The sequence below is a fragment of the Micromonospora halotolerans genome, assembly GCF_032108445.1.
Lineage (GTDB): Bacteria > Actinomycetota > Actinomycetes > Mycobacteriales > Micromonosporaceae > Micromonospora > Micromonospora halotolerans.
This window is the reverse complement of the sequence record NZ_CP134876.1, coordinates 5,565,517-5,590,866: the sequence shown is the minus strand read 5'-3', so window position 1 is coordinate 5,590,866 and position 25,350 is coordinate 5,565,517. Positions and strand designations below refer to the sequence as shown.

Annotated in this window: 22 protein-coding genes; 14 read left to right on the top strand and 8 right to left on the bottom strand. The window is 71.4% G+C overall.

Annotated features, from left to right (window positions below; genetic code table 11):
- Positions 1-17: 17 nt before the first annotated feature.
- The 6 genes from RMN56_RS26280 (at position 18) to RMN56_RS26255 (ending at position 9,574) form a co-directional block, all read left to right on the top strand.
- Positions 18-1,586 carry a glycosyltransferase family 39 protein gene (locus tag RMN56_RS26280; RefSeq protein WP_313720299.1) on the top strand — a complete coding sequence of 523 codons (1,569 nt, stop codon included), beginning with the start codon at positions 18-20 and terminating at the stop codon, positions 1,584-1,586.
- Complete coding sequence (locus RMN56_RS26275) at positions 1,583-2,953, top strand: alkaline phosphatase family protein (protein ID WP_313720298.1); 1,371 nt, start codon at positions 1,583-1,585, stop codon at positions 2,951-2,953. The genes RMN56_RS26280 and RMN56_RS26275 overlap by 4 nt, the downstream gene beginning before the upstream one ends.
- Positions 2,950-5,220 (top strand): glycoside hydrolase family 71/99 protein, encoded by a 2,271-nt coding sequence (locus RMN56_RS26270; RefSeq protein ID WP_313720297.1) that lies wholly within the window; start codon positions 2,950-2,952, stop codon positions 5,218-5,220. The genes RMN56_RS26275 and RMN56_RS26270 overlap by 4 nt, the downstream gene beginning before the upstream one ends.
- Entirely contained in the window at positions 5,217-5,474 is a 258-nt protein-coding gene (locus RMN56_RS26265) for a hypothetical protein (RefSeq protein WP_313720296.1), read from the top strand. The genes RMN56_RS26270 and RMN56_RS26265 overlap by 4 nt, the downstream gene beginning before the upstream one ends.
- 49 nt (positions 5,475-5,523) lie before the next feature.
- Positions 5,524-8,325, top strand: coding sequence for a CBM96 family carbohydrate-binding protein (locus RMN56_RS26260; protein ID WP_313720295.1), 2,802 nt, complete (start codon positions 5,524-5,526; stop codon positions 8,323-8,325).
- Positions 8,326-8,461: 136 nt separating this feature from the next.
- A complete protein-coding gene (locus RMN56_RS26255) occupies positions 8,462-9,574 on the top strand; it encodes a serine hydrolase domain-containing protein (protein WP_313720294.1) in 1,113 nt (370 codons plus the stop codon).
- Between the two features lie 81 nt (positions 9,575-9,655).
- Here the strand turns inward: RMN56_RS26255 and RMN56_RS26250 are convergent, their stop codons facing one another.
- Positions 9,656-10,981 (bottom strand): lycopene cyclase family protein, encoded by a 1,326-nt coding sequence (locus tag RMN56_RS26250; RefSeq protein ID WP_376787230.1) that lies wholly within the window; start codon positions 10,979-10,981, stop codon positions 9,656-9,658.
- Between the two features lie 17 nt (positions 10,982-10,998).
- Between RMN56_RS26250 and RMN56_RS26245 the strand changes: the two genes are divergently transcribed.
- Entirely contained in the window at positions 10,999-12,066 is a 1,068-nt protein-coding gene (locus RMN56_RS26245; RefSeq protein WP_313720292.1) for a Gfo/Idh/MocA family protein, read from the top strand.
- 10 nt (positions 12,067-12,076) lie between these two features.
- Here RMN56_RS26245 and RMN56_RS26240 read toward each other — a convergent pair whose 3' ends face one another.
- Positions 12,077-13,342 (bottom strand): MFS transporter, encoded by a 1,266-nt coding sequence (locus RMN56_RS26240; RefSeq protein WP_313720291.1) that lies wholly within the window; start codon positions 13,340-13,342, stop codon positions 12,077-12,079.
- Positions 13,343-13,546: 204 nt separating this feature from the next.
- Positions 13,547-13,921: a VOC family protein gene (locus RMN56_RS26235; protein WP_313720290.1), complete on the bottom strand. Its 375-nt coding sequence runs from the start codon at positions 13,919-13,921 to the stop codon at positions 13,547-13,549.
- 245 nt (positions 13,922-14,166) lie between these two features.
- Here RMN56_RS26235 and RMN56_RS26230 point away from each other — a divergent pair, with 245 nt between their 5' ends.
- The 4 genes from RMN56_RS26230 to RMN56_RS26215 all read left to right on the top strand — a co-directional run bounded on the left by RMN56_RS26230 (position 14,167) and on the right by RMN56_RS26215 (position 18,350).
- Positions 14,167-14,676, top strand: coding sequence for a pyridoxamine 5'-phosphate oxidase family protein (locus tag RMN56_RS26230; protein ID WP_313720289.1), 510 nt, complete (start codon positions 14,167-14,169; stop codon positions 14,674-14,676).
- Positions 14,677-14,790: 114 nt separating this feature from the next.
- Complete coding sequence (locus RMN56_RS26225; protein WP_313720288.1) at positions 14,791-16,122, top strand: nicotinate phosphoribosyltransferase; 1,332 nt, start codon at positions 14,791-14,793, stop codon at positions 16,120-16,122.
- Between the two features lie 228 nt (positions 16,123-16,350).
- Positions 16,351-16,878, top strand: a complete 528-nt coding sequence (locus tag RMN56_RS26220; protein ID WP_313720287.1) for a RidA family protein — start codon at positions 16,351-16,353, stop codon at positions 16,876-16,878.
- 29 nt (positions 16,879-16,907) lie between these two features.
- Positions 16,908-18,350, top strand: a complete 1,443-nt coding sequence (locus RMN56_RS26215; RefSeq protein WP_313720286.1) for an aminotransferase class V-fold PLP-dependent enzyme — start codon at positions 16,908-16,910, stop codon at positions 18,348-18,350.
- 100 nt (positions 18,351-18,450) lie between these two features.
- Here the strand turns inward: RMN56_RS26215 and RMN56_RS26210 are convergent, their stop codons facing one another.
- From RMN56_RS26210 to RMN56_RS26200, 3 genes are read right to left on the bottom strand one after another with little or no spacing between them, the layout of a single operon-like run.
- Positions 18,451-18,738 carry a hypothetical protein gene (locus RMN56_RS26210; protein WP_313720285.1) on the bottom strand — a complete coding sequence of 96 codons (288 nt, stop codon included), beginning with the start codon at positions 18,736-18,738 and terminating at the stop codon, positions 18,451-18,453.
- Complete coding sequence (locus RMN56_RS26205; RefSeq protein WP_313720284.1) at positions 18,735-19,364, bottom strand: RNA polymerase sigma factor; 630 nt, start codon at positions 19,362-19,364, stop codon at positions 18,735-18,737. The genes RMN56_RS26210 and RMN56_RS26205 overlap by 4 nt, the downstream gene beginning before the upstream one ends.
- Positions 19,361-20,914, bottom strand: coding sequence for a sodium:solute symporter family protein (locus tag RMN56_RS26200; RefSeq protein ID WP_313720283.1), 1,554 nt, complete (start codon positions 20,912-20,914; stop codon positions 19,361-19,363). Before RMN56_RS26200 ends, RMN56_RS26205 begins: the two co-directional genes overlap by 4 nt.
- A 232-nt stretch (positions 20,915-21,146) precedes the next feature.
- Here RMN56_RS26200 and RMN56_RS26195 point away from each other — a divergent pair, with 232 nt between their 5' ends.
- Genes RMN56_RS26195 through mctP form a run of 3 tightly spaced genes read left to right on the top strand, consistent with a single transcriptional unit; the run spans position 21,147 to position 23,363 of the window.
- Positions 21,147-21,404: a DUF3311 domain-containing protein gene (locus RMN56_RS26195; RefSeq protein ID WP_313720282.1), complete on the top strand. Its 258-nt coding sequence runs from the start codon at positions 21,147-21,149 to the stop codon at positions 21,402-21,404.
- Between the two features lie 45 nt (positions 21,405-21,449).
- Positions 21,450-21,698 carry a DUF3311 domain-containing protein gene (locus tag RMN56_RS26190; protein WP_313720281.1) on the top strand — a complete coding sequence of 83 codons (249 nt, stop codon included), beginning with the start codon at positions 21,450-21,452 and terminating at the stop codon, positions 21,696-21,698.
- 6 nt (positions 21,699-21,704) lie between these two features.
- Entirely contained in the window at positions 21,705-23,363 is a 1,659-nt protein-coding gene (gene mctP, locus RMN56_RS26185; RefSeq protein ID WP_313720280.1) for a monocarboxylate uptake permease MctP, read from the top strand.
- 382 nt (positions 23,364-23,745) lie between these two features.
- Here the strand turns inward: mctP and RMN56_RS26180 are convergent, their stop codons facing one another.
- Complete coding sequence (locus tag RMN56_RS26180) at positions 23,746-24,378, bottom strand: MBL fold metallo-hydrolase (protein WP_313720279.1); 633 nt, start codon at positions 24,376-24,378, stop codon at positions 23,746-23,748.
- Between the two features lie 180 nt (positions 24,379-24,558).
- Complete coding sequence (locus RMN56_RS26175) at positions 24,559-25,179, bottom strand: hypothetical protein (protein ID WP_313720278.1); 621 nt, start codon at positions 25,177-25,179, stop codon at positions 24,559-24,561.
- Positions 25,180-25,350 lie beyond the last annotated feature (171 nt).

The window sequence follows — 25,350 nt, the reverse complement described above, 5'->3', positions numbered from 1 at the left end:
CCGTCACGCCTTCGTCGGTGTCGCGCCCCGCGGACACCGGGCAGGGCCGCGGGCGACGCCGCTGGCTCACGCCGTCCGCCCTCGTCGCCATCGCGGCCCTCGCGCTGTACCTGCGGGTGTGGCAGCTGGACGCTCTCGGCTTCAACAGCGACGAGGCGGTCTACGCCGGACAGGCCGCCTCGCTCGCCGGCAACCCGAACTACACGCCGTTCTTCCCGGTGTTCCGCGCCCATCCAATGCTCTTCCAGACCCTCCTGTCGCCGTTCTTCCGCGCCGGCGAGGTGGACGTGGCCGGGCGCGTGGTCGTGGCGGCGCTGGGCGTGGCGACGGTACTCGCCGTCCACCTGCTCGGCGCCCGGCTCTACGGCCGGCGGGTCGGGCTGGTCGCGGCACTGCTCGTGGCCGTCATGCCGTACCACGTGATCGTCACCCGCCAGGTCCTCCTCGACGGTCCGATGGTGCTGTTCGCGACGCTCACGCTGTACTGCCTGGTGCGCTTCGTGCAGAGCCAGCAGGTGCTCTGGTACGTCGCGGCCGGTGGCATGCTCGGCCTGACGATGCTGACGAAGGAAACGAGCATCGTCCTGGCCGGTGGGGTCTACGCGTTCCTGGCGCTGACCCCGACGGTGCGTCGTCCGGTGCGACTGTCGCTGCTGGCCGTCGCCGCGATGGCGGCGGTCTTCGCGACCCATCCGGTCTCGCAGGCGATGGCCGGGCGCAGCCAGACCGGCAAGAGCTATCTGGTGTGGCAGCTGTTCCGGCGGCCCAACCACTCCATGGGCTTCTACCTGGAGACGGTGCCGCCGGCGATGGGGCTGCTCGTGGTGGTCGCGGCCGCCGGTGGCCTGTGGTGGCTGCGCCGGCACCGGTCCTGGCGGGAGACACTGCTGCTGTCGTGGATCGCCGCGCCGGTGCTGTTCTTCCAACTGTGGCCGGTCAAGGGTTTCCAGTATCTGCTGCCCGCCGTGGCACCCGTCGCGGTGCTCGCCGCACGGGCGTTGACCGGGATGCCGGTGCCCGGACGGATACGCCGCCTGCTGCGCCGGGTCGACCGGGCGGGCGTCGGGCCGTCCCGGGTGGTCCGGACCGTGCGAGGCACGGTGCTCGCGGTGGTCACCCTGAGCCTGCTCGTGCCCAGCTGGCACGCGGTCAACCGGGCGGACAACGCCACCTTCCTCGCCGGGTCCGGTGGGGTGCCCGGCGGTCGGGAGGCCGGGCGGTGGCTGGCCAGGAACACGCCGCAGGGGTCCGTGGTGCTCACCCTGGGCCCCTCGATGGCCAACATCATCCAGTACTACGGCCACCGTCGCGGCTACGGCCTCTCGGTGAGCCCGAACCCGCTGCGGCGCAACCCGTCGTACGAGCCGCTGCCCAACCCCGACTGGTGGCTTCGCCACAACGACCTGCACTACGTCGTCTGGGACTCGTTCTCCGCCGGACGCTCGACGTTCTTCTCCGAGCGGTTGATGGTCCTGATCCGCCGTTACCACGGCCGCGTCGTGCACACCGAGTTCGTCAACGGGACCGACTCCACGGGGGCTCGCGTCCCGGTCCCCGTGATCATCATCTACGAGGTGCGTCCATGACCGATCCCCACCCCGCGCGTCGCAGGCACGTTGGGCGCCTGCTCCGCCGCGCGCTGCTGATCGCCGGCCTGCTGGTGCTCGCGAACCCGCCCGCGGCCGCGCACGCCGCCGGGGCCACGGCCGCACCGAGCCCCACCACACCGATCGACCACTTCGTCTTCCTCATGCAGGAGAACCACACCTTCGACAACTACTTCGGCACGCGGCCCGGCGTCGACGGGATCCCCCCGGGCACCTGCATGCCGGTCAGCCGGGGCCAGGCCGGGGCCTGCGTCAAGCCCTTCCACATGGGCGAGCTCGGCAGCCTCGACCTCGACCACACGGCCGAGGCCTTCCGGGTGCAGTACAACAACCGCCGCATGGACGGCTTCGTCGAAGGGGTCAGCACGCAGGGCAAGGACGGCAAGCTCGCGATGGCCTACTACGACGACCGGGACCTGCCGTACTACTGGAACATCGCCGACGAGTACGTGCTCTTCGACCGCTTCTTCAGCTCGTCCAATTCGGGCAGCATCCGCAACCACATGTTCCGGGTGACCGGCGGCCCGGGCGCCACCGGGTCGTCGGAGTCGATTCCAGCGGACGGCTGGGGCAACATCCCGACCATCTTCGACCGGCTGGAGGCCGCGGGGATCAGCTGGAAGTTCTACGTGGAGAACTACGACCCGACGATCACCTTCCGCTCACGCACCAGTGCGGAGGACATCGACCGGGGCGCGCAGGTCATCTGGGTGCCGCTGCTCGGCTACGCACGCTACGTCGACGATCCCAGGCTGTTCAACAAGATCGTCGACCTGGACCAGTACTACGACGACGCCGCCAAGGGTCAGTTGCCCGCCGTCTCCTTCATCGCTCCGGCCGGGGACAGCGAACACCCGCCGGGCAGCATCCGAGCCGGCCAGAACCTCGTCCGGACGCTGGTGACCCAGCTGATGCGCTCGCCGGACTGGGACTCGTCGGCCTTCCTGTGGTCGTACGACGACTGGGGCGGCTGGTACGACCACGTGCCACCGCCGCAGGTCGACGCCTACGGATACGGCTTCCGCGTGCCCGCCCTGCTGGTCAGTCCCTACGCCCGACGCGGGTACGTGGACTCGACCACCCTCGACTTCACCTCGGCGTTGAAGTTCATCGAGGTCAACTGGCGGCTGGAGCCGTTGGCCGAACGCGACCGCAAGGCGAAGACGTTCCTCGACGCCTTCGACTTCGACCGACCACCGCGGCCGGCCGTCTTCCTCGGCACCGAACGCACGCCGCCCGTCGTGATCAGACCGAACCCGGTTCCGGTCTTCGCGTCGTACGCCGTCACGGGCAGCCTGGTGGCGGCGTTGGTCGGCGTCGCGGCGCTTCGGCGGCGATGGTCGTGACCCGGCGGATCGTGCGGGCCGCCCTGCTGTCGCTGGTCGCGGCCACGTTGACGGTGGTCGTGCTGCCGGCCGCCGCGAGCGCCCGGCCCTCGTCGGCGGGGCCGGGAACGCTGCACCTGCAGACGGTGCCCCCGCTGCCCGGCGTGGTGGTCAAGGTGGACGGGCAGGTCGCCAGGTCCGACGCCAGGGGCCTGCTGCGGATCCGCGTCCGCAACTTCGTCGGCCTGGAGAAACGCCTCGTCGTTCCGGAGACCCGGATCAGCCCCGATCGCAAGGTCATCTTCGACCGGTTCCGGGGAAATCCGGACGCCGGGGCGCGGGGCAAGGCCGTGGAGCTCGGCCTGCGCACCGCACGCCTGGTGTCATGGAGCTTCCTCGACCGGTTCGGCAATACCGTGCCCGCGGACCGCGTCTCCGCCATGCGACTGCGCAGCAACACGGGTGAGATCCACGATCTGGCCGGCGACGGGGTGGCCCAGCCACGCTGGGTCTCCGAGAGCCGGACTCAGCAGGGCCCACAGGGACTGGTGTCCAAGCAGCTCTACTACGTGGTCGACAGCGCGATTGTCGACGGCACCTCGGTGGTCAACCGGGCGGGACAGAAATTCGTGCCGTGGGAGCAGCGGGCGTGGGTGGTGCAGCTGCTGTTCTTCCGCGTCGCGTTCACGGCGACCGACATGTTCTTCACCCGGCAGGTCGGCGACGGTATCGAGCTCACGCGCGCCGACGGCGGCGTCGAGCAGCTGCCGTTCGGCCGGGACGGCACGGCGGTGGTGCCCGACCTGCCGCGCGGCACGTACACGATCACCGTGTTCGGCGGCGGCGTGTCGTTCGGGCGTCCGGTCAGCATCAGCAAGGACCAGGAGGTGACCCTCACCGTGATCAGCGTGGCCGACATGACCCTGGTGACCCTCGCGGTCCTGGTCGTCGCGGTGGGCCTGATCCTGCTCGGACGGCCGCACCTGCTCGCCCGGTTACGCCGGGCCGGCCGCGCCGGGACGGCCCGCGACGAGGCACGACGCCCGCGGTCGAGGCACCGCCGACGGTGGCGGAGGCCGCGGGCGGGCCCACCCCCGCGGCTCCAGGCCGAGGATGACCGGTCCGCGCCACTGCGGGCCGGGGTCACCCTGGTGCTGCTCGCCGCGTTGGCCGTTCCGCTGCTGCCACCCGCGCCCGCCCGGGCCGACGTCGGCCATCGAGGGGACAGCACCCCGCAGCCGGCGGCGGCTCCCGTCCCGGTCCTCGCCTACTACTACATCTGGTTCAACCCGACGTCCTGGAACCGCGCGAAGATCGACTACCCGTTGCTCGGTCGCTATTCCAGCGATGACGTCGAGATCATGCGGCGACATGTGCGGATGGCCAAGTCCGCCGGCATCAACGGGTTCCTGGTGTCGTGGAAGCACACCCCACAGCTCGACGAGCGGCTGGCCAAGCTGGTCGAGGTGGCCCGCGAGGAGCACTTCCGCCTGGGCATCGTGTACCAGGGGCTCGACTTCGCCCGTACCCCGCTGGCCTTCGACACCGTCCGCACGGACCTCACGTACTTCGCGACCCGGTACGCCACCGACCCGGTCTTCGACATCTTCGGCCGGCCGGTGGTGGTCTGGACGGGCAGCGACCGCTTCACGGCGGCGCAGATCGGGGCCACGGTCGGCAGCGTACGGGGGAAGCTTCTGGTCCTCGGCAACGCGAAGAGCCTTGCGGACATCGAGTCGAGTCAGGGTGCGCTGGACGGCCAGGCTTACTACTGGTCCTCGGTGGACCCGACGGCCGGCACCAGCGGGAAGAAGCTGGCGGAGATGTCCCGGGCGGTGCACCAGCGGGGCGGGCTGTGGATCGCCCCGGTGACGCCCGGCTTCGACGCGCGCCTGGTCGGCGGCAAGCGGGAGGTGCCGCGCCGCTCGGGTGACACCCTGCGGGCCTCGTTCGCCGCGGCACGCCTCTCCGATCCGGACGCGATCGGGGTGATCAGCTGGAACGAGTTCAGCGAGAACACCCACATCGAGCCGAGCGAACGCTTCAGCGCCGCCGACATCAACGTGCTCGCCGACCTGCTCGGCGTCCACGTCGACATCGCGGTACCGGCGGACAGCAGCGAGCCGGGCGATGGCGACCACTGGGGGCTGAGTGCCTGGGCCGCACTCCTGGTCGCCGGGGCGGCGGCGGTGCTGTTACCGCTCGGGGTGCTCCTCCGGCGCCGCCGCTCATCACCGTCCCCGCCGGGCCGGACCTCCGGAACGGAGGCCGGTAGCGCCGATCAGTGACAACGATTCGCTCCTGGGAAGGCGCGCACTGTCGCGCGGGCGGCACGTTTCACGCCAGCGACGACAACGAGGGCACCGGCAACTTCGTCGTCGACAGCTCCGCCGACGTGTCCCGGGGCGACGGCATCCGGATCACCTCCGCCGACGCGGTCCCCGGCGAAGGCAACCAGGTGTGGGGCAGCGCCTCCCCCGGCGACGAGACCACCAAGACCCCGAGGTACGGGCTGAACATCGCCGGCAACGTCTACCCCTAGAGGACTGACTTCGATGAAGCTTCGCAGAACGACACGGCCTCGGGCCGCCGTGACAGTCGTCGCCGTATCCGTCGCCGCCGGGCTGACTCTGTCCCTGAGCGGCCCCGCCGAGAGCGCCTCCCCCACCTGCCGTACGTCGAGCCCGCCGAGCGGGGCCTACACCGTGCTGGTCTGCGTCGCCCAACCACCCAACGGCAGCACCATCGAGGGCGATGCCGTTGTCACCGCAACCGTCAACGTGACGGTCGGCACCAGCCCCGGCGTCGCCAAGACCGAGTGGTCTCTGGACGGGCAGTACCTGCTCACGGACTTCCAGTCGCCGCACCAGTTCGTCCTCTCCTCCGCCGACTTCGCCGACGGCGAACACGTGCTCGGCGTCTCCGCGAAGATGCGCGACGGATACGCCGGGCCGGAGACCCACATCACGGTCACCTTCGCCAACGGCAACGTCACCGCCCCGGAGAACACCCGGCAGTGGTCCGTCCCATCGATTCGCGCGCGCGGTCCCCAGGAACCCTTCGTCGTGGCCGCTGTCGGCGATGGCGCCGGCGGCGAGACCAACGCGGTGAACGTCACCAACTCGCTCGTCGGTTGGGATCCGGACCTGTTCCTGTACCTAGGCGACGTCTACGAGGACGGCACGCTCACCGAGTTCAAGAACTGGTATGGCGGCGCCGACGCCTTCTTCGGGCGGCTGCGCGGCGTCACCACCCCGGTCGTCGGCAACCACGAGTACACCGGCAACAGGGCGGACGGCTACTTCCACTTCTGGGACAACATTCCGCACTACTACAGCTACGACGTCAACGGATGGCACTTCGTCGCAATCGACTCGACCAGCAACTACAACCGGGTCGCCCCGGGCACGCCGCAGTACGAGTGGTTGGCGGCGGACCTCGCCGCGAACCGCAGCCCGTGCACGATGGTATTCTGGCACCACCCGCTGTTCAGCATCGGCTCGGAGGACCCTGCGCCGCGAATGCAGGCCATGTGGGACCTCATGGCCGCGCATCACGTCACGCTGCTGCTCAGCGCACACGACCACAACTACCAGCGCTGGACTCCGATGGGCGCGGGCGGCGCGCCCGCCGCCGACGGCATCGTCGAGCTGGTGGTGGGCGGCGGCGGCCACTCGAGTCAGGGCTTCCTGAGCTCGGACGCCCGCGTGGTCAAGACCAACAAGAGCTACGGCGCGATCCGGATGGAGCTCTTCGGCAACCGCGCTGACCTGCGGTACCACGCGGCCGGTGCCGGGGGAACGACACTGGTCGACTCGTCGACCGTCTCCTGCAAGGGCGCGGACGGCATCAGCCCGGCCGCGCCGACCGGCCTGACCGCGAACCCGACCTCGATCCCGTCGGTACATCTCAGCTGGGCCGGGGCGACCGACAACTACGGTGTGACCGGCTACCGCGTCTACCGCGACGGCGCCGCCGTGGCCGATCTGCCCGCCACCGCGACCGCCTGGACGGACACCGCCGTCGCCGGGGCGACCCGGTACGAATACACTGTCGACGCGGTCGATGCGGCCGGGAACCGCTCCGACCGCGTACCGGTGGCCGTCACGACCCCCGGCCCGGACACCACGCCGCCTACCGTTCCGGCCGGGCTCGCCGCCGTGACCTCGCCCGAGACGGTGAGCCTCAACTGGTCGGCAGCGGCCGACAACGTCGGCGTCAGCGGATACGAGGTGCTCCGGGACGGCGCGCCGGTGACGACCGTCCCGGCCACCACATACGCCGACAGCGACGTGCCGGCGAACGAACCGCACAACTGGAGCGTCCGCGCCCTGGACGCCGCCGGAAACACCAGCGCCGAGTCGAACCGGGTGACCGCAGTACGCGACACGCTGGTGCCGTCGGCCCCGACGAACCTGCGGGTCACCGGCGTGGCGCCCGGCGCGGTCGGTCTCGCCTGGGACGCGGCCACCGACAACGTCGGCGCCGCACGGTACCGGATCTTCCGCGACGGCAGCCTGCTGGCGGAAACCTCGTCCGGCGAGACGTTCGTCGACGAGACGGTCGGCACCGCCCGCACCTCGTACACGTACCTGGTCGCGGCGGTCGACGGCGCGGGGAACGTGTCCGGGCCGAGCGAGCCGGTGTCCGTCACCACCCCGGACGGCAACCCACCCACGGTCCCCACCGATCTGCAGGCCACGGCCGCCGGCCCGAACCGGGTCGAGCTGTCGTGGGTGCCCGCCACGGACGACTCCGGCGTGGCCGGGTACCAGGTCTATCGCGACGGCACGGCCATCGCGACCACGACAGGCCAGACCTTCACCGACACCACCGCCCTGTCGGAGACGTCCTACTCGTACACGGTCTCCGCCTTCGACGCCGCCGGCAACTCGTCAGGCCCGGGCGCGCCGAACGCGGTCACCACGCCGGCGGTCACCCCGCTCGCGGCGGTGGCGGACACCTACGTCAAGGCGTCCAGTCCCACCAGCAAGTACGGGACCGCCACGCTTCTGCGGGTCGACGGCGACCCGGTCACCAACGCATACCTGAAGTTCGCGGTGTCCGGGCAGACCGGGGTGGTGCGCCGCGCACGGCTGAAGATCTGGATCGCTGCCGGCTCGTCCAGCGGCTTCGTGGTCCGCCCGGTCGCCGACTCCACCTGGTCGGAGACCCAGACCACCTGGAACAACGCACCCCCGATCGGCAGCACCGCGGTCGCGGCCAGCGGCCGGACGACCAGCGGCTCCTGGGTCACCCTCGACATCACCCCGGTGGTGAGCGGCAACGGCACGTTCACCGTCGGCCTGACCTCGAGCGGCGCCTCGTCGAGCAGCTACGGCAGCCGGGAGTCCGACACTCCACCGGTGTTCTTGTTGGACGCGACGTCATGAGGTAGGCGCCCACCCGGATGAACCCGCCCCGGCGGTCGCCGAACGCGCGGGGCGGGCTCCGGCGCGGCCACCCGCTGCCGACCGGACACGGAAAACCGCACGACACCCGCGAGGCGCTCTGGCAGGGTCCCTGATTATGGACGGACGGTGGGACGGCCTGCGGGCCGAGGTACGCGCGGCGATCGACGATCTGGTCAGCTCCGGGCGGGAGGCCGGGGTACAGGTGGCCGCGTACGTGGCCGGCGCGCCGATCGTCGAGGAGCAGGCCGGGCTGGCCGACACCACCACCGGCCGGCCGCTCACCGCCGACACACCGGTGCACGCCGTGTCCACCGGCAAGGGGCTCACCGCCACCGTCGTGCACGTGCTCGCCGAGCGGGGGCGGCTCGACTACGACCTGCGCATCGCCGACGTGTGGCCGGAATTCGCGCGGCACGGCAAGGACGGCATCACGCTGCGGCACGCCCTCACCCACACCGCCGGGCTGCCGACCCTGCCCGCCGACATCACCCCGGCGGACTTCACCGACTGGGACCGGATGTGCGGGCTGCTCGCCGACGCGCAACCGCTCTGGGCGCCCGGCGAGCGGCTGGCGTACCACGCCTGGACGTGGGGCTGGCTGGTCGGCGAGGTGGTCCGGCGGGTCACCGGCAAGCCGGTCTCGCAGGTGCTGGCCGAGGAGGTGGCCGGGCCGCTGGGCGTGACCGGCGAGCTGTTCCTCGGCGTGCCGGAGGCCGACCTGCCCCGGCTGGCCCGGCTGGAGGACGCCGGCCTGGCCGCCCTCATGACCTGGGCGGGCGCGAACCTGCCGAACTTCGACGCGGTGGCCCCGCCGCACGTCCGCCCGGACGCCACGACCGGCGGCCGCCCCGAGGTGCTCCGCGCCGACGTGCCGGCGGTCGGCACGATGTCGGCCCGCGCGGTCGCCCGGATGTACGCGGCGCTGCTCGGCCCCGTCGACGGGGTGCGGCTCATCGCGCCGGAACGCCTCCGGGAGGTGTCCGCCGTGGCGGTGCGCGCCGAGGAGTGGGTGTTCGGGCAGGAGGCGACGTTCGGCCTCGGCTACGCGGTCGACGCCGACGGGTCCTTCGGCACCGCCGGGAGCGGCGGCAGCCTGGCGTTCGCGTACCCGGAACTGGGGTTGACCGTGGCGGCGGTGCGCAACCGGCTCGGCGCCGGTGACGGCGACCCGATGGAGCGGCTGAGGCTGCTGGTCCGCGACCACGTCGCCGCGGAACTCGGCCGCTGACACCCTGCGGCGGCTGGTCGACCCGGGCGCGTTGCGATCGACCGACCGCGTCACCACCAACGCGGGCGCCGTGATCGCCCGCTACGGGCCGGCCCGACCGGCGGCCCGCGAGCCGGCCCCCGGCACGGGGGCGGGGCCGCGGCGCACCCGGGCGCGGAGCCGGCCGGCCGCGTCGCCGAGCACCGCGCCGGTCATCGGCAGCAGCGGGCTGGACCGCATCACCGCCAGGTCCTCGGCCGGCGAGGTGACCCCGTCGAGGAAGCGCAGCACCCGCTCCGGCGGGTTCCGGTCGAACAGCCGCTCGAAGAACTCCACCCCGCTGACGTGCCCCCGGTCCAGGGCACGCAGCGCCACCGCGTCCATCCACCGGTGCCGCCCGGGATACGCCGGCGCCGGCACCGGCGGCCGGCCCGCCGCCAGGGCCCGGGCCACCTGCTCGGCCTGCCGGAGCATCGCGGAGAACGTGAACCCGGTGGACGGGCGGGTGGCGCCACCCGCGGTGCCGAGCCGGACCACCCGCGGCGACGGGCGGGGCACGAACGGGCCGTCGGTCATCGGGATCACCCCGTTCTCCACCTCCCGCACCCGCAGCCCGGACAGGTCCAGGCCGAGCAGGCCGGCGTACCCGCGCAGCGCCGCGTCGTAGCCCGCGTCGGTGAGCACGGCCGGGCCGAACTCGGTGTACTCGACCAGGGCGTACCGGTCGTCGACCGGCAGGACGTAGCCGAAGGAGACGCCCCGGGCGGGCTGCGGGGTGCGGAAATCCATGAGCACCGCCCGGCCCGGGTCGAAGGTGGGCCGGTCGGCCGCCAGCCACCAGCCGCGGAAGTGCTGCAACCAGCTCGTCCGCCCGGGCCGGGCCGGCGGGCGGGGCCGGGAGTCCAGCACCCAGCCGGCCCGCACCAGCGGCCGCCCCTCCGGGTCGTGGACGGCCACCCGGTGACCGTCGTCGGCCAGCACGCCGGCCGGCGCGCCGATCCGCACCGCGCCCAGCCGCCGCTCGGCCGCGGCAGCCCGGTCGTAGACCGGGGCCGAGCGGAGCATGGCGTACCGCAGCGGGGTGAGCGGCAGGACGCGGCGGCCGGCGGTCGTGACCACGTCGACCTCCGACCAGCTCGCGCTCAGCAGCGGGTCGAGGTCGCCGCCCGGGGCGCCCCAGAACGCCCAGGTGCGGTCCTGGCCGCGCTTGCGCACCGGGTCGACGACGGCGACCCGCAGGCCGGTCACGTCGTGCCGGTCCAGGGCGGCCAGCACGAGGGAGGCGGCGCCACCGCCGCCGACCAGCGCGACGTCGACCTCGACCGGGGTGGGATGCACCCGTCCAACGCTGCCACACCCCCGGGTGGGCCGCCGCCCGGGACCCGCCGTCCCGGGCCCGGCGCGGCGCGTAGATTCGCAGGGGATCATCGAGGACGGGGGACGGCATGGCGCAGGCGCCGCTGCGGGTGGGGTTGCTGGGATACGGGATCGCCGGGCGGGTGTTCCACGCCCCGCTTGTCGCCGCCACGCCCGGCCTACGGCTGGACGCGGTGGTCACCCGGGACCCGGAACGCCGCGCGCAGGTCGACGCCGAACACCCGGACGCCCGGGTGCTCGATGACGCCGACCAGCTCTGGCAGGCCGCCGACACGTTCGACCTCGTCGTGGTGGCCACGCCGAACCGGCAGCACGTGCCGATGGCCCGGGCCGCCGTGGCGGCCGGGCTGCCGGTGGTGGTCGACAAGCCGCTCGCGCCGACCGCCGCCGAGGGGCGCGCGCTGGTCGCGGAGGCGGCCGCCGCCGGCGTGCCGCTGACCGCCTTCCAGAACCGCCGCTGGGACGGCGACTTCCTGACCGTGCGCCGGCTGGTCGAGGCCGGCGAGCTGGGCCGGGTGACCCGCTTCGAGTCCCGGTTCGAGCGGTGGCGGCCGGCCATCAAGCCGGGCTGGCGGGAGAGCGCCGCGCCCGGCGAGGCCGGCGGCGCCCTGTTCGACCTGGGCGCGCACCTGGTGGACCAGGCGGTGCAGCTGTTCGGCCCGGTGCAGCGGGTCTACGCCGAGGTGGACCGGCGCCGGCCGGGCGCCGAGGTGGACGACGACGCGTTCGTCGCGCTCACCCACGCCGGCGGGGTCCGCTCGCACCTGTGGATGAGCGCCGTGACCGCCCAGCTCGGCCCGCGCTTCCGGGTGCTCGGCGACCGGGGCGCCTACACCACGTACGGGTTGGACCCGCAGGAGGCGGCGCTGCGCGACGGCGGCCGGCCCGGCACGCCGGGCTGGGGCGAGGTCGACCCCGACCGGTACGGCCGGCTCGGCGCCGACGACGACCTGCGGGCGGTGCCCACCGAGGCGGGCCGCTACCAGGACTTCTACGCGCAGCTGGCGGCGGCGCTGCGGGACGGCGCCCCGCTGCCCGTGGACCCGATGGACTCGGTCGGGGTGGTCGAGCTGATCGAGCTGGCGCACCAGGCGGCGGCGCGGGGCGTCACCCTCCCGGTGCCCCCGCGGTCCTGAGCGCGAGGCCTCAGACGACGGCGGCCGGGGTGTCCCGGCCGTCCGGGGCCGGGTCGGCGTACGCGGCGGCCACCGTGGCCCGGTCGAAGACCCGCCAGGTCGCGGCGATCACCCCGACCGCCACCACGAGCCCCACCCAGTAGGGCGCGGTGATCCCGTACCGGTCGGCGAGCAGGCCGCCGAGCAGCGCGCCGACGCAGTTGCCGCCCGCCGCGATGAACAGGGTGGTGCTGCCCACCCGGCCCATCAGCGCGGGCGGGGTGAGCCGCTGGCGCAGCGAGTTGGCGACCATGTTCCACAACGCGCCATGCACCCCGAAGGCGAACAGCGCCAGACCGACCACCACGGCGCTGCGCGAGGCGGCCAGGGCCAGGTGCAGGCCCGCCTCGATCAGCAGGCCCACCCGGACGGTCCACGTCGCGGTGATGGTGGCGACCAGCCGGTCACCGACCGCCGAGCCGAGCAGCCCACCCACGGCCATGCAGGTGAACAGCGCGCCGTAGCCGACCGAGCCGAGGCCGAGCCGGTCGGTGGCGAGCAGCACGAGCACCGCGAGGGCGGCGGTCAGCGTGACGTTGAGCAGCCCGATGAGCAGGGCCATGGTGCGCAGCAGCCGCTGGGACAGCAGCCACCGGAACCCCTCGGCGACCTCCTCGCGCACCGACCGGCGCCCGCCCGCCTGCGGCGCGCCCCGGTACGAGTCGGCGAGCAGGCCGACGAGGACGGCGCTGAGCGCGTACGTGCCGGCGTTCACGGCGAACGGGATGGCCGCGGCCAGCACGAAGAGGAAGCCGCCGAGCGGCCCGGCGACCATGTTCTGCATGATCTGGGTGCCCCCGCCCAGCCAGCCGTTGGCGCGTTCGAGGCGGGACCGGGGCACCACGGCCGGCACGACCGCCTGGGCGGCGGTGCGGAACACCACCTCGCCGGTGTTGACCACGAACAGCACCGCGTAGAGCAACGGCACCCCGGCCCGGTCGGTGACCAGCGCCGCGGCCAGCACGGCCAGCACGGCCACCCGCAGCCAGTCGATGACCACCATGAGCCGGCGCCGGTCCACCCGGTCCACCAGCACCCCGCCGGGCAGCGCGAACAGCAGCCACGGCAGCCAGGCCACCGCGGCGCCGGCCGAGACGGTCAACGGGTCGTCGGTCTGCGAGGCCACGTAGAGCGGGGCGGCCACCGTGACCATCCCGCTGCCCAGCGCCGACATGGTGCTGGCCGTCCAGAGCCGGGCGAACCGCCCGTCGAGCCGATCCCCCGCCGTCCCCGTCACGGCGAGCGAACCTACCAGGGGTCGAGTGTCACCCGAACCGGGTTTCCGCGCGTCCCGCCCCGGTCAGCGGCGGCCGTCGACCACATTGCCGCCCGCGTCGGCGTACCGGTCGAGCATCCGGCGGCACTCGTCCAGCCGCGCGCCCACGAACCCACCGGCCGGACCGACGGGGTTCCCGGTCGGCCCGGCTGGCGAGCATCCCGGCTACAGGTACGGGCGGGTGATCAACTCGATCGCGTGACCCGCGGGATCCTTGACGTAGACGCCGCGACCACCGTGCTCATTGTTGATCTCGCCGGGGCGGCGCATCTGCGGATCGGCCCAGTGCGTGATGCCGCGGTCGCACAGCCGCCGGTACGCCCGGTCGAACAGGTCCTCGTCGACCAGGAAGGCGTAGTGCTGCATCTGGATCTCCACCGGCGGCTCGGCGAACTGGAGCAGTACGCCACCGTCGAGCTGGATGTTGGTGAACACGCCCCAGGACGGGGCTTCGGGCACTTCCAGCAACTCCCGGAAGAATCGGGCCGACTCGTCGCGGTCCTTGGCGGCGATGATGGTGTGGTTGAACATGACTGTCATTCGGCTGACCTCGCTGTTGTTCGGCACTGAACGGGACCTGTCGCGCGAAGGCGCGGGGAGGCCCGCGTGCCGAACCGAGGGGGTGCCTGTTCCGCACCCGCCCGGCGATCAGCCGTCCACCGGGTCGCCGATCCGTGCGTGGCGTGGCGCCGGTCCGGTGTTCACGGTCGACGACGCTACGCGATGTGATCAACTCCGGCAACGGCGCAGCGTCGACCCGGTCGCCGGGCATGAGAAGATCACCCATGCCCGTCACCAACCCCTGGCTCGCCGGCCCCTCCCCCACCGCCCGCCTCGACCGCGACCGCCTCCAGGAGCGCATCCTCCAGCTGTTCTCCACGCAGAACATGTGCGTGCTGGCCACCGCCGGCCCGGGCGGCCCGCTGGCCACCCCGGTGCGCTACTTCCACCTGGACTTCACCCTGATGTTCACGGCCGTCGCCGACTCGCCGAAGATGCGCAACCTCGCCGCCGACCCGCGCGTCTCGATCGGGATCTTCGCGCCCCTGGTCGGCCAGGCCAGCAGCCGCGGCGCGCAGGTCTTCGGCCGGGCCCGGGTGCTGCACCCCGGTGACCCGGACTTCGACCACCACTGGCCGGCCTACCGGTGGCAGTCCGACCACGTGGAGCGGTCCCGGTCCCTGGACGAGCCGCCGGCCGGGCCGCTCGTGGTGGTGCCGGCGGAGCGGATCGTCTACACCGAGCACTGGCTGCGCCGCGAGGGCTACGCGCCCCGCCAGTTCTGGCGGGCCTGACCCGCCCCTGCCGGGCCGCCGGCGGCGGGCGGCCACCGCCCGTGGCGGATCTTCCGTTTCCCGTACGCCTCGCCACCGGATGGATCACAGTGGGGGCGTGGTGGAGGAAGTGGCATGACGGGACTGCGCACCGACCTGTACGAGCTGCGGATGGCGGCCAGCTACCTGCGCCGGGACATGACGGAGCACGCCACGTTCAGCCTCTTCGTCCGCCGGCTGCCGCGCCAGCGCGGCTTCCTGGTCGCCGCCGGGCTGGCCGAGGCGCTGGCGTTCCTGGAGAGCTTCGCCTTCGACGACGCCGAGCTGGGCTACCTGCGCGACGTCGTCGGTTTCGACCAGGCGGCCCTCACGGCGCTGGCCGGGCTGCGGTTCACCGGGGACGTGTGGGCCGTGCCGGAGGGTCGCGTGGTCTTCGCCGACGAGCCGCTGCTGGAGGTCACCGCGCCGATCGCGGAGGCGCAGCTGGTGGAGACCGCCGTGCTGAACCTGATCACGTTCCACACCACGGTGGCCACCAAGGCGGCCCGCTGCCGGCTCGCCGCCGCCGGCGCGCAGCTGATCGACTTCGCGTTCCGCCGCACCCACGGCATCGAAGCCGGCGCAGGGGTGGCACGGGCGTCGGCCATCGCCGGCTTCGCCGCGACCAGCGACGTCGAGGCCGCCATGCGGTACGGGCTCGCCCCGTCCGGGACGATGGCCCACTCGTACGTGGAGGCGTTCCCCGACGAGCGGGCGGCGTTCCGTGCGTTCGCCGCCGACTTCCCCACGAACCCGATCTTCCTGGTCGACACCTACGACACGCCGGCGGGAGTCCGGGCCGCCGTCGACGTCATCGCCGAACTCGGGTTGACCGGCCCGGTCGGCGTACGGCTCGACTCCGGCGACCTCGGGGCACTGGCCCGGCAGACCCGGGCGATCCTGGACGACGCCGGGCTGCGGCAGGCCACGATCATCGCCAGCGGCAGCCTCGACGAGACGGTCATCGCGGGGCTCGTGGCGCAGGGCGCACCGATCGACGGGTACGGCGTGGGCACCAAGATGGGCGTCTCCTACGACGCGCCGTCGCTGGACAGCGCCTACAAGCTGGTCGCCTACGGCGGCCGGCCGGTGCTGAAGCTGTCCCCGGGCAAGGCCACGCTGCCCGCCGCCAAGCAGGTCTTCCGCGATCCCGCCGGCGCGACGGGGGATGTGGTGGGGTTGCGCGACGAGCCACCACCGGGCGGCCGGGAGCCGCTGCTGGTGCCGGTCATGCGCGGTGGCCGCCGGCTTGACCCCGCCGACCCCGCCGAGGCGGTTCGCGCCGCCCGTGGCCGCTTCGACGCCGATCTCGCCTGGCTACCGGAGCCGGCCCGCCGGCTGGCCGACCCGACGCCGCTGACCGCGACGGTCAGCCCGGCGCTGGCGGCACTGCACGAGCGGGTGGCCGCGCGGCTGGGGCGCGGCTAGGGCCTGGATCCACCTCAGCTCGCCGAGGTGGCGGGCATCTTCTCATTGCCGCTCTGCCCGGCTCTCCAGCGTTGATCATGCCCGTACCCGCACCGCCGGCACCGACATCGCGGCCAAACAAATAGCTGCAGGCGGTAAACCGTACGCGCGTGGGAGGCAACTTACGGATGACGACAACCTCGCAGGCCTGCGGAAGTCGGCAGACATCCACGAAGAGCGGAGAGACGCGTGTCTCCTAGACTTTCCATTGTCGGATTTCGACGGACTCGCCTGGTTGCCGCAGTTCTCGCCTGCGCGCTGGCTGGCACAGCCGGTGCCGTCATCACAGGACACGAACCAGCCGCCAACGCCAGCGAGCAGAAGAACGGTGGCAAGCGTCACCGGGTGGTGACGTCGCCGGACGCCCCAGCCGCGATAGGTCCGTACTCCCAGGCCATAGCTGTGGGAGACGCCCTGTACCTGTCCGGCCAGCTTCCCATCGACCCGGTCACGAACAAGCTCCTGGCCGGCGCGTCCATCGAGGACCAGACCCGCCAGGTCCTGAGGAACCTCGATGCGGTGCTGCGGGCCGGTGGAATGACCCTGGACAACGTCGTCAGCACCACGGTCTATGTGGCAGACCTCAATGAATTCGCCCGCTTCAACACCGCGTACGCCGAGTTCTTCGGCAGTAAGCCGCCGGCCCGGGCCACTGTTCAGGTGGCACGGGTGCCGCAGGACGCCAAGGTCGAGATCTCCGCAATCGCGGTGCGTTGACTTCACCAAAGAAGGGGGACACTACTGTGTTGAACACCAAGGCCCCAGTCCCTGGGGACATGCCGCCCAAGGGCCTTTCGCGTCGAGGCCTTCTCCAGTTCATGGGCGCCGGCGCGGGCGCCGCCGTCGCGGGTGCTGCCGGGTTGAATTTCGCCGCCGCCTCTCCCGTGACGGCAGCCCCGTTGACCGTGGCCGGATCGTCGTCGTTGCCGCACGCGAACGACGCGAACTTCTGGCGCCAGGTCGAGAAGCTGTTCACCCTCGACAAGAAGGTCCTCTTCATGAACGTGGGGACGGTCGGCTCCCCACCCCGCGAGGTCCTTGACGCTCTGGACAAGACAAATCGAGAGGTCGCCCGAGACGCCCTCTCCGCCTACAGCGACTTCGCCGACGTCCGCGCCGTCGCGGCTCGTGGGTACGGCTGCGACGTGGACGAGCTCGTGATCTCGCATAACACCAGTGACGGCATGTCGAAGATCATCGCCGGGTTGAATCTGCGCGCGGGTGACGAGATCCTGACGACCAATCACGAGCACGGAGGCGGCCTCGTCCCGATGGCCCTGGCGCGGGATCGACACGGCGTGGTCATCCGGAAGGTGGCCCTGCCCGTGGGCAACGACCAGCGGGCCGAGGACTATGTGGAGCTGTTCCGGCGAGCGATCACGGCCAGGACCAAGGTCCTGCTGTTCTCCGCCCCGACGTACAAGACCGGGACGATGCTGCCCATCCAGATGCTGGCCAAGCTCGCGCAGGAACACGGACTGATCAGCGTTGTGGACGGGGCCCACATCCCCGGGATGATGAACTACAGCTTCCACGAGCTTGGCGTGGACTTCCTTGCCGGCTCCGCCGCCAAGTGGCAGTGCGGTCCGGGAGGAACCGGCGTGCTGTACATCCGCAACAAGGTCTTGTCCCAGTACAACCCGAACCCCCTGCCCGAGTTCTGGCCGGTCGTGTCCAGCAGCTATCCGCAGGAAGGCGGCGTACCGCCCCGCTCGTCGACCGACACGGCAAGCTACAACATCGGCACCTACCTCCAGTCCGTCGGCAACGGCAGCATTGCCTTGAACGAGGGGGTCAGGACGGTCTGCGGGGTGTGGGACCGCATCGGACGGCAGCGCATCGAGGACCACGTCGTCGGCCTGTCGTCGTACCTCAAGGACCTCGTCGTCGAGCGGTGGGGGGTCGGATCGTTGTACTCCCCGAAGGACGACCCGCGCCTGGTCTGCGCCCTGACCTCGTTCAACCCGTTCCGCAATCGGACCGACGTGCTCAACGCGGAGAAGTCGGCCGAGTTCGTCGCGCGGATGCGCGACGAGTACGGAATCACCATCCGCAACAGCGACTTCCCGGTCATCGGATCGGCCCAGCCGCACCGCCCCGTCCGCATCTCCACGCACCTGTTCCACCAGAGCAAGGACGTCGACCGGCTGGTCGACGCGGCCTGGAAACTGTCCGGCAAGATGGCCTGACATCTGCCACGAGGCCAAGGGCGAGCGTTCGCGAAGTCCGCGGGCGCTCGCCCTTCGTGCGCCACCGGCCCGTGACCGGCCCGCCACGGGCACACCTGGGTCAGGGAATGATCACGACGCTGTCGAGCCGAACCTCGTTGCCGTGGTCCACCGGCTGGTCGTACCGCGTCGGCTCGTCGTGGTGGTGGTTGCTGAGCGCCCACAGCCCGACCACATCGGCCAGGCCGACCAGCAACAGAGCCAGGATGACGGTGACGAGCCGCCGGCGCCGTTCCCGCCGCTGCCATTCGCCCCGGGCGTTGGCGTACGCGTCCGGGGAGGGGACCGCGGTGGTTGCCAGAACCTGGAGGGTGTCCCGCAACCGGGTCTCGGTCTCGTCGATACTCATCGAGATGCGCCCATGAGCGCGGCCAGGGCGGTCATGCCGCGGAAGATGTGCGACTTCACCGCGCCGGTGCTGATGCCCATGGCGCCGGCGATGTCGGCTTCCTTCAGATCCAGCCAGTAGCGCAGCACCAGCGCCTCGCGCTGGCGCACCGGCAGTTGCCGCAGCGCCACGACCACCGCTCGCTGATCCTCTCTGAGCAGCACGGACGATTCCGCCGAGTCAACGACGCCGGCCTGGCCGGGAGGCAGCTCGTCCCCGGCATGGCTGCGACGCACCTGCAGATGCCGGATGTGCATACGAGTCAGGTTACAGACTATCGACCTCAGGTATTGCGGTGCCGCCGCCGGATCGCGCAGCCGGTACCAGCGTCGATGCAGCTCGCAGAACGCCTCCGAGACGAGGTCCTCGGCGTCGTGGTCAGCACCGAGCAGGAAGGCAAGGCGGACGAGTTGGGCGTGCAGTCCATCGAAAAGGGCGACCATCGCGGCTTCGCGCTCCACATCGCGGAGATCGAGGCCGGGTCCCTCCGCCAGCGAGCGGTCGGGGTCAGGACCGACGATCTCGGATCGCGCATCCTTGTCGCGACGGTCCAAGGTACCGGGGCGCTGCGGTCGGTCGAGGTTCATGACGGCACCGAGCGCGAGACGATCGCCGGCCGCCTCCGCGTATTTCGTCGGTCCACCGTCCGATCGAGCCCTCGGCCGGGTCCCCACCGGCGCAGCAGCAACCCGGCCACGACGACGACGGCAAGGTTGACCGCGAGCCCGAGCAGCCCCGCGTACAGCTGCGTTTTGACCGGCCCGAGGGACACCAGCACCGTTGGTGAGAAGCCGCCGTGGGCGACCATCGCAGTGCCCGCGACCATCCCGGCGAACCAGCCGGTCAGCAGCGCGAACCGATGCGGCGCCCGGCGTGCCAGGCCGAGGACGAGAGCCGGCAACGTCTGCAGGACCCACACCGCGCCCAGCAGGTGAAGGTTGATGGCGTTCTGATCGTGCAGGCCCATGGCAAAGCCCAAGGCGCCAAGCTTCACGAGCAGCGACACGACCCGGGCCACCCTGGTCTCCTGCTCCGCGGTGGCGGTCGGGTTGACGTACTCCACATACACGTTGCGGGCGAACAGGGCCGAAGCCCCGATCGACATGACGGCGGCCGGTACCAGCGCCGCCACCACCAGGGCGCCCAGCACGGCCCCCGCCAGCCATGCTGGTGCCAGCTCCTGCACCAGCATCGGTACGGCGAGGTCGGCCCGTCCCGGAGGGGGCACGACGTTCGAGGCGAGCGCGGCCACACCGAACACGGCGAACACGCCGAGCAGGCCGGTCCAACCGAGCAGCGTCACCGTCGACCGCCGAACGACGTCGTCGGTGCGGGCTGAGAAAGCGACCATCTGCACGTGCGGAAACGCGAACAGCGCCAGAGCTGACCCCAGTGCCAACGACACGTACGCGGGTCCCAGCGCCGGGTCCAGCACGACGCTCAATCGGCTGTCCCGCGCGGTGATCGTCTGCTCCGCCGCGGCGAACAGCTCTCCCGGCGAACCGACCCGGGTCCACACGAGCGCCGCGATCGACACGGCGGACGCCGTGACCAGGATCGCCTTGCCGATGGAGACGGCACTGGGCGCCCGCAGACCGTGCCGGTAGGTCGACACGGCGAGTACCGCGAACACGACGGTGAGCACCAGGTCTCCCACCACACCGTCGGACTCGACCCCGAGCACGCTGAGCACCGCCCGGATGCCCAGCAACTGCAGGGCGATGTACGGCATCGTGGCCAGAATCCCGGTGATTGCCACCGCGAGCGCCAGACCAGGTGCGCCGTACCTGCCGCGGATGAAGTCGGCCCCCGTCACGTAGCCGTGGGTACGCGCGATGCCGGTCAGTCGTGGCAGGACCATGAAGGCGAACACGTACACCACGACCGTGTACGTCAGAGCGTAGAAGCCGACGCCGCCGGAGCCGAACACCAGCCCAGGAACGGCCAGGAACGTGTACGCGGTGTAGATCGTGCCGCCCAGGATGCACCACGTCATCAGATGCCCGTGGCTGCGGTCGGCCAAGGCCCAGCCGGTCAGGTCGCGCCCGGCGAGCGGGCGGCGACCGCGGCCACGGAGGGCCACGAGGGCGACCACGGACGCCGACAGGACGACGACCGCGGCTACCGCCGCTGTCATGTCCGCTTCCCACGTTCGGTCTGACTGCGGACCGCGAACTCTGCCATGTGCTGGTTCCTCCCATGCGGCTGGCGGGGTCCACATCCGATGCGGGTAAACCTTTCGGGTTCGGACCGCAACTGAGGTGGTGAGGGAACCAGCAGGTAGGAACGCAGCAGAGCAAGAGAAGTTGATCGAGAGTTAACCACTCCGAAACATGAGAATCAAGCGCCACGGTGAAGGGGAGACGCGTATGGACGCAGGTGAGGAAGGCGACGTCCTGGCACCGAGCGCACGCCCTGCACACGCCTGGGCGTGGCTACAGGCGGTCGCTCTGGCGCTGCCCGTCCTGGGCGCGGTGGCCACGCCGGTGTTCGCCCGCGCCGAACCGCGACTCTTCGGTGTGCCCTTCTTCCACTGGTACCAGCTGGCGTGGGTCCCCTTCACCGCAGCGTGCCTGGTCTGCGCCTACCTGGCCCACCGGCGTACCGGGCGCCCCGGTCCGCACTGACTCCGGCTACCGCGCCGGCCAGTCCGAATCCCGCACATCGCACCGATGCCCTCCCGCAGACACGAACAGGAGCAGCCTGTGCCGGCGAATCCGAGAGCCAGAGCCAAGGACAGCAGCCCGTGGAACTGGCTGTTGTTCGTACCGATCGTGGTGCCGTTGATCACGCCCTTGTTCAACTGGGACGCGCCGCGGCTGTGGGGTTTTCCGACCTTCTACTGGCTGCAACTGGCCTTCATCGTCCTCGGTGTCTCCACCACGACGGTGGTCTACCAGATGACGAAGCGGCAGGGGTGAACGGCCATGTGGCGTGACAACCTCACCGAAATCATCATCTTCACCTTCCTCTTCCTCCTGGTCAGCGCCATGGGGTTCGTTGCCGCGCGCTGGCGGGCGCCGAAGGACATGGCACACCTCGACGAGTGGGGGCTGGGCGGGCGCAGTTTCGGCGGCTGGATCACCTGGTTCCTCGTCGGTGGTGACCTCTACACGGCCTACACGTTCGTCGCGGTGCCGGCGCTGCTCTTCGGCGCCGGCGCGGCGGGGTTCTTCGCCGTGCCGTACACAATCATCGTCTATCCCATCGTCTTCCTCGTGCTGGTCCGGCTCTGGTCGGTGTCGCATCGACACGGCTTCGTCACTCCGGCCGACTTCGTTCGGACCCGGTTCGGCTCGCCGACGATGGCCCTGCTGGTGGCAATCACCGGCATCGCCGCCACGATGCCGTACATCGCGCTCCAGCTTGTCGGGATCGAGGCAGTGCTCAAGACGATGGGGGTGACCGGCGAGAGCACCATCGCCCGGCATCTGCCCATCATCATCGCCTTCGCCATCCTGGCCGCCTACACCTACCAGTCCGGCCTGCGGGCGCCCGCGCTGATCGCCTTCGTCAAGGACTCTCTGATCTACATCGTGATCCTCGTGACGGTCATCTACCTCCCGTACAAGTTGGGCGGCTGGGGAAAGATCTTCGACGCAGCGGACGCGAAGTTTCAGGCCTCACCCGCGCCGGGTGACGGGATCCTGCTCAATGCGAACAACCAGTGGCAGTACATCACCCTGGCGCTGGGCTCGGCCCTGGCGCTGTTCCTCTATCCGCACAGCCTGACCGGCGTGCTGGCCAGCCGGAACCGTGACGTGATCAGACGGAACATGTCAGCGCTGCCCGCGTACACCCTGCTCCTGGGGCTGATCGCACTGCTCGGCTACATGGCGATCGCGGCCGGGGTAACCCCGCTGCCAGGCGCCAAGGAGGGCTCGGTGGACAACAACACCATCGTGCCGCTCCTGTTCGACCAGCAGTTCCCCGGGTGGTTCGCCGGGATCGCGTTCGCCGCGATCGGGATCGGCGCCCTGGTACCGGCGGCGATCATGTCGATCGCGGCGGCGAACCTGTTCACCCGCAACATCTACAAGGAGTATCTGCGGCGCGACGCCTCCCCGGCCCAGGAGGCGAACGTCTCGAAGATCGCCTCACTGGTGGTGAAGGTCGGTGCCGTCGGCTGCATCGTCTTCCTCGACCCGCAATTCTCCATCGACCTGCAGTTGATCGGCGGGGTCATCATCCTGCAGACGCTGCCCGCGGTGGCGCTGGGCCTCTACACCCGCTGGTTCCACCGAGGCGCGCTGATCGCCGGGTGGATCGCCGGGATGGGCCTGGGCATGTGGATGCTCTATCAGATCCCGGGTGCGAACGGCCGGCAGCACTTCGGGGGCTCGGCCTTCTCCCTCGGAGAATTCGGCTTCGACACCACCAGGACGGTCTACGTCGGCTTTGTGGCCGTACTGGTGAACCTGCTGGTCGCGGTGCTGGGCACGCTGATTCTGCGGGCCGCGAAGGTGACCGACGGCACCGACGGCACGACCGCCGACGACTATCACGCCGACGCGGGCGACCCCCGGCTCGTCCCCGCAGCCCGTACCGAGACCGGCGCGGGCGCCGCCCCCGAGCCGGTCGCCTGACCAGATAGCGGGCCCCCTCCCGACCGCCACCGCCGGGCAGGAGGGGGCACCACCGCTTCCGGGCACCACGTACTTCATCAAGGTCAGCGCAAACGGCGTAGCCGGCCCACCGCACACCCTCTTAGGCGTCCTACGAGGCTAGGGGCGTGGGTCGGCAACGGGTATCTGGCCGGGTGGGTGTGATCGCCGGTTGCCGGGTGTCTGTCCGGTCCGGCGTGTCGGTGGCGGGTGGCCGGCTCGACTGGGGACGGTCGGCCCGGCCTGGGTCGTTCAGGCGATCGTGGCGGCGAGAGCGTCGGGTCCGGTGTGGCGGAATATCTTGCGGAGGTTGTGGCAGGCGGCCAGCAGTTGCCACTCGCCTCGAGCGCCGTCCTCTCCGGTCTTAGCGGATTGTCACCGACTCCCCGACCGGGATGCGTGCGTACTCGGTGCCGCCCTTGAAGTCCAACCAGCCGTCGAAGTACTCCTGGCCGAGCTCGTTGAGCGTGGCGTCGTGGATCGGGAACGCCCGCTTCGGCCGCACCGCCCGCACGAAGTCCAACGCCTCGCAGAGCTTGAGCCAGGGTGCGGCAGCCGGCACGAGCAGCGTCGCCACCGGCGACGGCGGGACGAACAGCGAGTCGCCCGGGTGGTAGACCGTGCCGTCGACGACGAAACCGACGTTGGCGCAGCCGGGCAGACCGTCGTAGATCTCGGCGTGTGCCCCGCCCACGACGTCGACGGCGAACCCGGCCGCCGTGAACCGCTGCCCCGCATCGACGGCGACCGCTGCGCCGCCCAGCTCGGGGGCCGACTCGATCGCTGCCGACGGCAGGTACACCCGGAACGCGGAGTTGCGCCGACTCGCCGCCACTAGCTTGGCGATGTCGAGGTGGTCGGGGTGCTCGTGCGTCACCAGCACCTCGTCGACCCCGTCGAGCGCTTCGGCCTCCGAGAACGTCCCCGGGTCGATCACCAGCACCCGGTCGTCCGCCTCCAAGCGCACACAGGCGTGGCCATATTTGATCAAGTGCATGCGCCCACTATGGCAGGGACGGTCGAATGCGGGAGCCCTGTTCGATCAGGCTGTGTCGGAGATCAGGCTGTTCCACAGCATCAACCAGCTCGAACGGCCCGTTTCCATCACGCATATCGGGATCATCCTGAATGCATGATCACAAGACACACGCGGGTTGCCGGTTACTGAGACACGCTCCTAGGCGGACTGACCGTCAGGGTGGTGCACGCCGGTGACGGTGACGGCCATCCGGTCGCCTGCGGTCCGGACCGCCGCGCCGGCCCCCGCCGGGGCCTGTCCGGTGAGGACCAGCGCGAGATCGCGCCCGACCGGGATGATCCAGTGCGCCTGCCACCAGGCGGCGCCGTCGTGCGCGTACGCGAGTTCCACCACGTCGATGTCGTCGTCCAGCACCCGCCGGTGGACGACCCGCTGCCCTGGGGCAACCAGGGCATCCGGCCCGGTCAGTCGGGCCAGCGGCACCGGCCCCTGCGGGAAGATCATCGCCTGGTCCGGGCCGAGCAGGTAGCACGGCGTCCCGTCCGCTGGTTCGGTAGGTGACTCCACGGCGAAGCCCGCCGGCCAGCAGAGGCTGAACGGCCCCAACTCCAGCCGCCAGTCCCCGTCCGGCCCGGCGTCGACGTCCACCACGCCGGGCACCGACGCGGCGCCGGGCCCGACGACCGCCCGCCGCTCACCTCCGTCGCCGACGACGGTGGCCTGGACCGTCGACGAGCCGGCGGACCCGGTGAACCGGTACGGCCAGTACGGGACCAGCCGGGCGCCGTGCCCGGCCAGCCTGACGAACACGTGCCCCACGCCAACCTCCCCGAAGAAGACCGCACAGGATACGCCTCAGGATCGGGGCCGGAACCGGTGCCGGACCACGGACACGGCGGTTGCCAGGCCGATCGGCTTGCCCTGCACCTCGGGGGTGCGAGGTGCACGCCCGGCACGCCGGCCACCTCGACATCGTCCGCGAGCTGGCCG